At 39.5% G+C, this 7609-nt stretch carries 4 protein-coding genes and 2 pseudogenes; 3 read left to right on the plus strand and 3 right to left on the minus strand.

Going from position 1 to position 7609, the window contains the following annotated elements; translation table 11 throughout:
• Positions 1 to 438 precede the first annotated feature (438 nt).
• The gene (locus R7Z49_RS22725) at positions 439 to 732 is read right to left on the minus strand and encodes a hypothetical protein (RefSeq protein WP_258512555.1); all 294 of its coding nucleotides are present in this window, start codon (positions 730 to 732) and stop codon (positions 439 to 441) included.
• Positions 733 to 769: 37 nt separating this feature from the next.
• Positions 770 to 1480, minus strand: coding sequence for a hypothetical protein (locus R7Z49_RS22730; protein WP_224914239.1), 711 nt, complete (start codon positions 1478 to 1480; stop codon positions 770 to 772).
• 700 nt (positions 1481 to 2180) lie between these two features.
• On the opposite strand from R7Z49_RS22730, the gene R7Z49_RS22735 reads away from it, so the two are divergent.
• The 3 genes and pseudogenes from R7Z49_RS22735 to R7Z49_RS22745 all read left to right on the plus strand — a co-directional run.
• Positions 2181 to 2861 carry a hypothetical protein gene (locus R7Z49_RS22735; RefSeq protein WP_258512559.1) on the plus strand — a complete coding sequence of 227 codons (681 nt, stop codon included), beginning with the start codon at positions 2181 to 2183 and terminating at the stop codon, positions 2859 to 2861.
• Positions 2862 to 2925: 64 nt separating this feature from the next.
• A complete protein-coding gene (locus R7Z49_RS22740; RefSeq protein ID WP_318080105.1) occupies positions 2926 to 5427 on the plus strand; it encodes a hypothetical protein in 2502 nt (833 codons plus the stop codon).
• 456 nt (positions 5428 to 5883) lie between these two features.
• Positions 5884 to 6030, plus strand: a pseudogene (locus R7Z49_RS22745) (transposase family protein); the annotation flags it as partial.
• A 971-nt stretch (positions 6031 to 7001) separates the two neighbouring features.
• Here R7Z49_RS22745 and tnpA read toward each other — a convergent pair.
• Positions 7002 to 7211 (minus strand): annotated as a pseudogene (tnpA, locus tag R7Z49_RS22750) (IS66 family insertion sequence element accessory protein TnpA); the annotation flags it as partial.
• Positions 7212 to 7609: the final 398 nt, after the last annotated feature.

The raw sequence follows: 7609 nt of genomic DNA on the forward strand, positions 1-7609 counted from the left end.
AGTTTGCAACGTTTCCTCTATCAGAGCGTTTGTCAGGGGTTATTTAACTGGCTATGGCAAACACACCTCTGCCCCAATATGTGTTTTGACTTCCATATTGAACTCGTAACTACCATTTCTTTTGGCCTACATTTCCTAATGACAACTGCTCACAGGTCAGTAGCTATTCAGTTAATAAAAGGGCTACACAGGCGACTAACGTAACATTGAAGGTATCAGTGACACCACCATTCTATTTCCAAAGATTTATTAGCAGGTAGCAAAAGTGTCTCAGTAAAACTTTCGGTTTAAATGCCATTCACTTTTTTAGAGCGGCAAGTCCACCTTAAAATACAAAACGCCCGATGAAGTACATCGAGCGTTTTAGTTAAAAAGTGTCAACCCATATCAAGACGGGCCAAAATGCAACTAAATTTGTGTGGGTGTGCTCATAGGTAGCTATGCTGCTGATAGTTCAGGATCGTTTTTAATGAATTCTCTAAACATCTTGGCCTTCTTAAGTAATCTTCTATAACCAAAGAAGTACAATAATATCGAAGCAGGTAACATAATAAACCCAATTAAAACAAATAAGAGCGGAATACTCAGAACACCAAGCAGAATTGATAACCATTTTAGAAATTTTGACTGTTTCTCTATTTTAACTGCAAAATAATTTAGAGACTCTGCATCATCAGCACCTAGCTGAGTTTTTGCTACCTTTTTAATAGTTTTATATTCAACTATATCCATGTGTAACTTCCTTTAAATTGGTTAAACATTACGGTGGTTAAAGGTATGCACCCATATCATTTACTAAAGGTTTCACTGCGTTATCGACAACTTTATGTAGGTCTTTTTGTGACATATTGCCTATACCGCTGGTGCCCATTTCCCAGTTGATTAGATCATTTTGTGAATACAGTTCTTCGCCGTTTTTTGAACGTATCATTTTTAATGTTAGATTCATTGGAATACGTGCTGCACCGTGAACAATCAGATCTTTAGCCATTACAAATTGATTGCTAACAGATGTGACATTTCCATGTGCTTCTTCAAGCTGTAAATCTATTAAAGCGTGAACACCTAAATGACGACCCACCTTTGCGATCGCTTCATTATATTCTTCGGGATCAGCTGCAAAAATATCTAAGTCTGGGGCGACTTTGTTCAAAGCGTTCTCAAAAGTATTGCGGTCGATAACTTTAAACTTTTTGATGCTTTCAACGTTCTTTTGGGTATATTTCGCCATGAGTTTATATATGGCTATGTTGTCTTCAGGATAGTTACCGGAATCATTAAGTTTATCGACGTAGTATACAATACCAACTGACTGCACTCGCTTGAAAACATCTGACTTTACAGGGTCAGCTTCCGTTAATGGCGTAACTCTTGTCATTGCGAACTGACCAGAACTGGCTTGCATTCCAATTAATGCTCCGCAACCTGTTAAGGACATGGTAGATGCTAAAAGAGTTGCAATTAAAAGTTTCTTAGTCATGTATGAAAATATCCTTTTGTAATATAAATTTCAGACGACAAAATTTTCTAGTTCATATCTAGGTTAAATCTGAGTCATGCTAAGGTTAAGTTTGGGTCATGTTGAGGTTAAATCTCACATTTGAGATGTTTCGAAACATACGCTATTTCAAATGGAAAATACATATTTTTCTAATAAAAAATAGATATTTAGTGATAAAAGTCAGACAAATAACTTAACTAGTTAATGCTATTGCCATTGCGCTAACCTTTCTGGCTCAAGCAGATAAAACACTATCCGATTGCGTCAGCAGTGCTGCGCTTTGGTCGTAAACCGTAGCTGTTAGGTCGGCAAGACTTTCCCAGAGCTATTGATACAGGTTTATCTGTTCCGCATGTCGCGTAATGTAAGGGTAAATGCCCGCTATGGTGCGGAGAATTCAATGATAACTAAAGAGCATGGGAATAAGAGACAGCGATTACTTCAAACTGAAGATAAAAGAGGTATGTTCAATTTTCATCCTTCTGTCTCTGCTCATGTAAGCGGAGAAGAGCCCTTTAAGTAATGCTAAAAGTGGTTATTGCGGCGGGTAATTTTCTTGTATTGAGTTGGTATTCGTTCGTATGAATAAGTAAAACGAAAAACTGTAGGCATATCGTTATGAACATGACTAAATGATTGATATATTAATAGTTAAATTCAAGGAATTGGTAGGGAAATCATGCGTACGCTCAATGCTCAAGAAATTGGATATCTAGGCAACTACATCTTAGCAAAGGGAATAGCCAGTAAAGATAACAGCGAGAAGCACATCCTGGTGCCAGAAAAAGAAGATAGTGAGCTGCCACTGTTCATGTATCAACAAAAGGCAAAACAAAGGATCAAAGAGCTTCAAGGTACCGACCTTTCACCATACGTATATAATTTGGTTAATTGCAAAGACCAATCAGAGGTTACCATTGCTGGTAACTTATTAGAGTTCGTGGTGATTTCAGAAAGTGCCGTTATTTTCGGTCAATTTAATGAATACTCTTGGGAAAAAGTCACACATGACATCCGTCGATTAATGACCGATGGTGTTCACAAAGGCATTTGTTATCCTAAAGAGAGAGTAAGCGAAGAAGTCGCTGATCGAATCTTGGCTCCTACACAGCCTTACATTATTGATGCACTCCTCAAAGAGTTTGAATTACCAGCTACCGAAAAAGATGCAATCGTCATAGAAATACACGATCCAACCATGCGAAAGCATCCTCTTTATATCGATATTATCCATGCAATTTACTCAATATTAAGTGACAAAATTGATGTAGAAAAAAACAACTCGGAACCTCGCCAGTTTGTCGAGCATCGGTTTGATAATTTTGATTACACATCGATTGATCAGTTTACGCTTGAATAATATTGAGCGTGTTTAAAGGACTAGATTTTCAAAAATTCTAATTATAAATAGGGTACGAACGAAGTTGTCTAATAATACTAACACTCAACCTAACGAGCGCTTACAAGTGCTTAGTTGTTATGGTGCCATTTTTGGCTCTATGATACTTATTAAAATTCACTTTGCTTTAACAATATTGGCTTATATAGGCATCTATTGTTGGGCGAATAGATGCATGACACTTTCTAAAGACAAAGTATATAAAGCACACTTCCAAGAGATAGATACCTACTTAGGAGGGGGAGCCATCGTTGTTCCAGCTCTAGGCTTGATAATTTTTCTCTTCAACTTATGGGAGTCTACCCTTAGCACTATCATTCAATTCGGTGTAGGTTTCTTCCTCTTCGTTATTATAGGAACGGTCTACATAAATTTAGCTATTCGCACCTTCAAAGCCTATCATTCTACCGCTCCAGACAAAAAGGTACTTTTCGATGGCAAGTACGATGAAAATCTCGGCTACATCGACCGAAAGAAAAAGTACAAATGGTTAAAGGTGATTATTGCAATTGATGTGATCTACTTGCTGTGCGAAATTGGATTGAATACCTCTATAGCAGGTGTTTCATCAGGCCTAGTGTTAAACCAAGATACGATAGATAAGGTTGAGTTTTATGGTCGAACCTTAAGCGGTATCGGTTTAGGTTTGTTTATTGCTTCTTTTGCTATTCCCGTTAAGTTGAGCCAGTCGCAGAAGTGGGTGAGGCTTTTCGTTATTTTAACGATATCCGTACCTGTGATGCACAAGCTGCAAGATATTTTGGTGGAAGGTATTGTTAGTGCTAATCAAGATAAAGCTAACCTTGCTAACTTGGTTGTGGATGTTCGTGATTATGGGATTAATTTTCCTCAGCATTTCAATTTGCTTAAAAAGGCCACGCCAGAAGGTGAGACTGCACCATCATACAGCGACACGCTGACGATCCTTTCTTACTTTCCTTTTACTAGAATCTCCGCGACTGAAGCTTATGAGGAATCGTTACGTACACCTGCCAATCTAGGATGGGTAGACCCCATTCTCAAACGTCGCTTAGAACATTCTCAAAAAGATCTATACCAAGCAGTAAACCAGTACATAAAGCTTGTTCAGTTCAACGTTGAAGTGCATAACACTATGGTAAAGCATAAGCTTCCGTTTAACCTCGCTTTAGAGGCCCACTTGATGTATCAAGCCGTCAGGCAGGCAGAACGGACCTTTATGGATGGCCCCTATAAGCGCATGCAATCAGAGATAGAGTCGGTCGCTAAAAAACGATATCGCGGCAGCAGAGTCAGGAAGCAGAACCTGCGGAATATTTATAGTTATTATAAAACCGGTAAGCAAAAAGGTAAGCTCAATACCAAAGGTATGTATAACCTGGATTATTTACGCAGCCAAATGGCTATGAATCTTAACTGGATTTTTAACCCGAATCGAAAAGACATCAATTATTTCGACAATATACGCCTATTTGAACTATGCGATAGCAACAAACTATGCCCTGGAGACGATGATTGGGATTACACATTAGCCCTAAAGCATATTGAGAAAAAATACATTGAGATAAAAGCTACTAGAGCTATGTATCCTAGTGAAATGCCATATGTTCAACAAGAAACAGGGTTCCCGTACGGATTAAGCGACTCGAAAGATTTAAGCCGTTACGATACATTCTTCAACGAAACACAAAACGCAATCATTGAGGGATTAGGCTTTAGACCTTTAGTTCGCCCATACGAACTGAGGAGCGAATACGAATATGGTGACCGCCAAATGGAGGTCAAAGATGTAATCAAAGCCTACTCTAAAGCTTATAACCGATATTCAGATGTCACTAAGTATTGGACAAGCCAGGAAATGAAGGGCCGGGATACAGCACTGAACAATACACAACTGGTGTTTAGAAGTCGCCTAGATGGTAAGTCACTACCGTTTAACAAGTCTATATTCCGTTCGCAGGTGAGTAGTAAAGCCGTAATGGGTATAAAGGAAGTGAGAGACAATCTTCGACACATTATGGGCGATTTCTATTTTGATATCGACTCAACATCGCTGAGAGAAAGTGAATTTGAAAATATATTGAACGAAAAAATAGAATATTTAGTGGTTCAAAAACAAGTTCTGTACGCTTGGAACGTATCCTCGGATAATAAGGAAAAGAGTGACCTTTACCTTAAAACCGTCTTTGTTCCACCAATTGCTCTAGGTTTTTCACTCTTTTTTATTTTTGTTACTCTTATCCGTGTGATTGGGTACCCACTTGAGCTTAAAGCCATTAAAAGAAACGAAGCCAAACATTTGATGAAGTCGTCTGCAGTGAAATCTGTACTGGCGCTTAGCTTCGTCCTGCTGTTTACCGTCATAGGCATAAGCAAGCCTTATTCAGGTCAACTTACACAAAGTTCAGAGTATTTTTCCACGACTACCGGACGATTAGTGGGGCTCTGCTTTTTGGGTGCACAAAGTTTTGTATTGGCAAGTACATCTCATTTGTTTGAGCAACAGATAGTTGAGATGATCGATCACCCAGAAGGAAAGATTTGGTAACCCCACTGAGGAAGCAGGTACAAGTACAATTCATGCGTTTGAGAGGAAATTGTATTTTGGTTACTTAAAACATAATCGTGTTGCCTGTTTCCTCCTCTTGTAATTGTTGATTTGGCGGTTTGCGATACCAGACTTAAACCGTCAAATGCTAATTTCAAAGTTGCTATTGGTATAATTTTGAACATAAGCATAGCGGAATTAAGTATGTGACACCGAGCGAACGATAAAATGGTGATGATATAGAGATCCTCAAACGTCGGGAGCAGGTGTATCACAACGCAGCTTTAAAACACCCAGAAAGATGGTCGAAAAGGGCTAGGAACTGGAATCACATTGGTGAGGTTTTCTTAAACCCAGAAAGTAAAGCCCCCTAGTACGTTACGAGAATGTAAAAATGGCGACAGCTTGCTTGAAAAACTGCGGAAATAGGTGTTCGGAATGCTCCGAAATACGCACTATACCGCTCGCTTTTGCAAGTTCATCAGTGGATTGTGCCGCCACATGAGCATACATGCAGTGTCTCAGCATTTGGGTATTCGCTGGGAAACGGTCAAAAACATTGATAGAGAATACTTGCGTTCAAGCTTGCCAGCTTTAGAGCCTTAGAAACTAATGATCTGCACCAGCGAGACTGGACACTTCACGAAGCTACTTTCTGATACTAAAAGTTATCCGCACCTTCCTAATTTAAGTGATTACCCTAAGAAGCTATTGTCCAAAGCTGTGCTGACGGGGCATGTAACACGAAATTGCCCCAAAGCTACTTAGAGTAGATACTCTTCAATAAACGAACGTGCTCAGATTGACCTGCGTTTCCTAATGTAAGATGCTGATAAAACTGACTCCAACTCGTCAGTGTGTGAGTCTCATTATTCATACAGTAGTGACACTTGAAGACTCCGATGCTAATTCATAAATCTAGTTCGAGTCATGCTTGGATTGAGAGCAATCGATAGTTTAAGTAATAGCTCGCAATCAAAAGAGTAAACGTAAAAGTGCAAGGCAAAATAGATATGAATAACAAGCTAATAGAATATGACCCATCAGTCCCAACTGACGAACGTTCAGAGAATCAATGACTTTATCCTTGTTCTTCATGTTATAGGCATTTACTCCAGAGATGACGCTCATTCTCCAATAATATTACCTATCACTAAGTTTCGAAATCTTGCCTGCTCTTTAGAGTTAGCTCTTGGGTGAGCAATTCGATAGCAATCCATGTTGTTACTGGTAAATCGCCAATATCTTTTACGTTAAAGTTCTTTTGTTTCGTAGCCACCAAAGTGTGTATCCATAACTAGTTTAATTGTGTCGTCATTTTTCCGATTGCAACCAACAGCAAACACTATAATGTCAGACTTACAAAACTTGATGGCTTCAGCTAGAAGGTATCCGCCCCATGAACCCACGGGGCGATTAGCTAGTGTTTGAAGTTCCATGGCAGAAGCGCATCGATATCAGGCTCAGCTTTTCGATGTTCAGCAGAGGCACCTTTTAAGCGCGACTCTATTCCATAGAGTTTTTGGATTTTCGCCAATTCTTTATCCGCTTTGCCCGACTTTTGCAACATGAGTGGCTTGATACTTTGTGGTCTTTTCAACGACTTCGGCTTTAACACAGCCAATCGTGTTCGGCTTTTCGATGTGCTTTAATTGTTGGCGCTTAGCGTAAAAAGTGGAAAGGCTCAGGTCGTTGCGTTCACAGAATAATCGTTGTGATAGCTGGCTGGATTCATATTGTTCGAACAGAGTTCGCCACTCTTGGTTAGTGCGTCGTTTAGCCATTTCAAATCTCCTTTGGGTGGAGGTTTGATCTTATTATTCGTGCTAGACGATTAGAATGCGTGGTTTATGATGCGCTTACGTGCAGTTGGAGTCGGTTTCATTGTAGATTGCTATGACTTGGGTATACCAACGAGCCAAAGTGTTCTAGCTCTTGGGTCGGCTTTTTGCTTTGCTGTTGCAACATTAGGGCGACTTGGGTGGAGTGAGCAAACATGGAAAAGAGAAACCTTTGCTGAGCGGTTAGATGATTGGGTATTTTACATTATGTATTGGATAGGTATGTATTTGGCAACTGTCTCAATAATCTAGAAAGTCCGCCATATAACAAGAGACTATGGCGTCAATAGTTAATTTTTGAGGCTATCTGTATCCCACATAACACCATCTCTTAGCATTGA

It is taken from the genome of Vibrio sp. 1562 (assembly GCF_033340155.1).
GTDB classification, from domain to species: Bacteria; Pseudomonadota; Gammaproteobacteria; order Enterobacterales; family Vibrionaceae; genus Vibrio; species Vibrio alginolyticus.

Bases quoted from the DNA above. Each gene is read 5' to 3' on its own strand.
- R7Z49_RS22725 (WP_258512555.1), bottom strand. From the start codon at position 732: ATGGATATAGTTGAATATAAAACTATTAAAAAGGTAGCAAAAACTCAG.
- R7Z49_RS22735 (WP_258512559.1), top strand. From the start codon at position 2,181: ATGCGTACGCTCAATGCTCAAGAAATTGGATATCTAGGCAACTACATC.
- R7Z49_RS22730 (WP_224914239.1), bottom strand. From the start codon at position 1,480: ATGACTAAGAAACTTTTAATTGCAACTCTTTTAGCATCTACCATGTCC.